The organism is Kitasatospora putterlickiae, from assembly GCF_039527695.1.
GTDB classification, from domain to species: domain Bacteria; phylum Actinomycetota; class Actinomycetes; order Streptomycetales; family Streptomycetaceae; genus Kitasatospora; species Kitasatospora putterlickiae.
Genome location: NZ_BAAAKJ010000028.1, coordinates 10,502 through 12,937, shown reverse-complemented (window position 1 = coordinate 12,937; position 2,436 = coordinate 10,502). Strand labels below are relative to the sequence as shown.

Sequence of the window (2,436 nt, the reverse complement as noted above, 5' to 3'; positions counted from 1 at the left end):
CGCCGCGGACCCCGGCCCGGGTCTTCACCCCTAACCGCTTCCTCGGCACCGCCGACTACCTGGCGGCGCTGCGTTCGGTCACCGGCCGCGCCCTGCCCGCCGCCCGGCTGCCCGGCCGGGCCATGCTGCCGGCGGCCCGGCTCGCCGACGCCCTGCAGCGCTGGTGGGCCTGGCACATCCCGGCCGAGTACGGCGCGGCCTACACCTGCGTGCACGCGGTGCCCGTCGCGGCGGACGCGACGGCCGCCCCGGCGCCCCGGCCGGTCGAGGAGACGATGGCCGACACCGTCCACTGGCTGTACCGCACCGGTCTGCTGACGAAGCGTCAGGCCGGTGCCGCGGGCGAACGGACCGCATCATGACGGCGGCGCCGCACGGCGCCCGGGAACCGGAGGAGAGCACCATGACAGCGGCGCACACCCAGCACGACCCGGACGAGCAGCTCCAGGCCTACCGGCGCAGCCGGCGGGCGATCGCCGCCCTGGTGGCCGGGCTGCCGGACCCGGCCGCCGTCGGCGTGCCGGCCTGCCCGGAGTGGAGCGTGCGGGACCTGGTCGGGCACCTGGTGCACATCTGCGAGTCCTTCGTCGCCCTGGAGGACAGCCAGATCGACCTGGTCCCGCTGGAGGACGTTCCGGCGGCCGCGCTGCTCGACCGCTGGGAGGGTCTGGACGAGGCGCTGCCGGCCGCCCTGGAGCGCACCCCGGAGCTGCGGCGGCGGATCCTGCTGCTGGACGTGTTCTCGCACGAGCTGGACCTGCGGCAGGGGCTGGGCGCGCCCGTCGAGCCGACCGCGCACCCCGCGTTCGACGGGGCGCTCGACCTGACCACCCTGGGCTTCGGCCTGGCGGTGCAGGGCGGCGGGCTGCCGGCGCTGCGGATCGAGACCCCGGAGCGGTCCTGGGTGGTGGGCGAGGGCGACCCCGCCGCGACCGTGCGCGGGGCGGCGGTGGACGTGTTCCGGTCGCTGACCGGCCGCCGCACCCGGCCGCAGATCGAGGACCTGGAGTGGTCCGGAGGACCGGCCGGGCGGTGGGCGGAGGCGTTCGCCTGGGGGCCGTTCGCGCCGCCCCCGGCCGAGGTGGAGCCGCTCGCCGGGCGCTGAGCGGGACCGGGCACGGCGAACGGGTACGGCGAACGGGTACGGCGAACGGGTACGGCGNNGGCGGCCCCGCCCGTTCCCCTTGCGGCGGCCCCTCACGTCCCGGTCAGGGCGGGCACCCGCACCGGGGCGGCGTCGGCGGCGGGCCGCTGCAGGGAGTCGAGCTCCGGCAGCGCCAGCAGGATCGGCAGGTCCAGCGGGGTGAGCTGGCGGGCAGCCAGCTTCACCGGCGCGTTGTCGTGGCCGTGGCGCACACAGAGCTCGGGGCCCGAGGCGACCAGCAGCGGCCGCCGCTCCCAGGGCGGGGCCGGGAAGTCGCTCGCGGCGACCACGGCCGCCCGGATGAACCAGATGCCCTCGGGCACCCGCAGCGTGAACGGGCCGGGCCCGTCCAGGATCTCGCAGGCGACCGGGCGGCCCTGCACGATGGGCTCGCGGAACGCGCCGACGTAGATCCGCACCGGCTGCCCGGTGTCCGGTGACTGGATGCCGCCGTTCACCGCGCAGGTGCGCCGGACGCCGTCGGGGTGGGGCGCCGTGCCGGTGCCGGGGTGACCGCCGCGTTCGGGCAGGCCGGCTCTGGCCAGCGCCCGGTAGCGCGCGGGGGAGAGGCTGACGCTGCGGGTGAAGCGGCTCGTGAAGGTGCCGAGGCTGTTGTACCCGACGCGGTAGGAGATTTCGGTGACGCTGAGGTCGGTCTCCAGCAGCATGGTTTTCGCCTGGTGCAGCCGGACGGCGGAGAGGAACCGTCCGGGGGAGGTGCCGGTGAGATTGCGGAAGACCCGGGAGAAATAGAACTTGCTGAGGATCGCCGTGTTCGCGATCTCGTCGAGCGAGAGTGGTTCCTCGTACCGGTTCCACATCGTCTCTATCGCGCGTTCAACAGCGATCTGCATTGCATCTCTCCAACCTCGTCCGATGAATTGGTGGCGTTCTTGAGGGATGTCTGGCCATCGATTGCACGGCGCTTGGCGAAGCGCGGAGAAGTTGCCGAACGGGGGAAAGGGCGGGGATCCGGGATTCAGTTGTCGGACAGGAGGTGGCGAATGCGCCGGCGGGCCGCCAGCAGGGCGGCCCAGGAGGCGGCCGCGAGGATTTCCCGGTCGCCCGCGCCGGCCTTCCGCGCGGCGGCGACGACGCGCTCGTCGACCCGGTAGGAGGCCAGCGCGGTGAGCAGGGCGAGTTCGCCCAGCGGGCGTTCGTCCGGCGCCAGCCCGGTCAGCGGGGCGTCCAGCCAGGCCCGGCCGAGGCCGGGGTCGGTGCCGTCCCAGCGGGCGACCTCGGCGGCCACCAGCTCCCGGACCGGCCCGGGCAGCAGCTCGCCGGAGAACAGC

General features: G+C 75.2%; 2 protein-coding genes and 1 pseudogene. 2 read left to right on the top strand and 1 reads right to left on the bottom strand.

Features of this window, described 5'->3' with window-relative positions; all coding sequences use genetic code 11:
- Nucleotides 1-362: pseudogene (locus tag ABD308_RS03645) on the top strand (NAD-dependent epimerase); the annotation flags it as partial.
- Nucleotides 363-403: 41 nt separating this feature from the next.
- A complete protein-coding gene (locus ABD308_RS03640; protein WP_344325419.1) occupies nt 404-1,105 on the top strand; it encodes a maleylpyruvate isomerase family mycothiol-dependent enzyme in 702 nt (233 codons plus the stop codon).
- 92 nt (nt 1,106-1,197) lie between these two features.
- On the opposite strand, the gene ABD308_RS03635 is transcribed toward ABD308_RS03640, so the two are convergent.
- Complete coding sequence (locus ABD308_RS03635) at nt 1,198-1,998, bottom strand: helix-turn-helix transcriptional regulator (RefSeq protein ID WP_344325416.1); 801 nt, start codon at nt 1,996-1,998, stop codon at nt 1,198-1,200.
- Nucleotides 1,999-2,436: the final 438 nt, after the last annotated feature.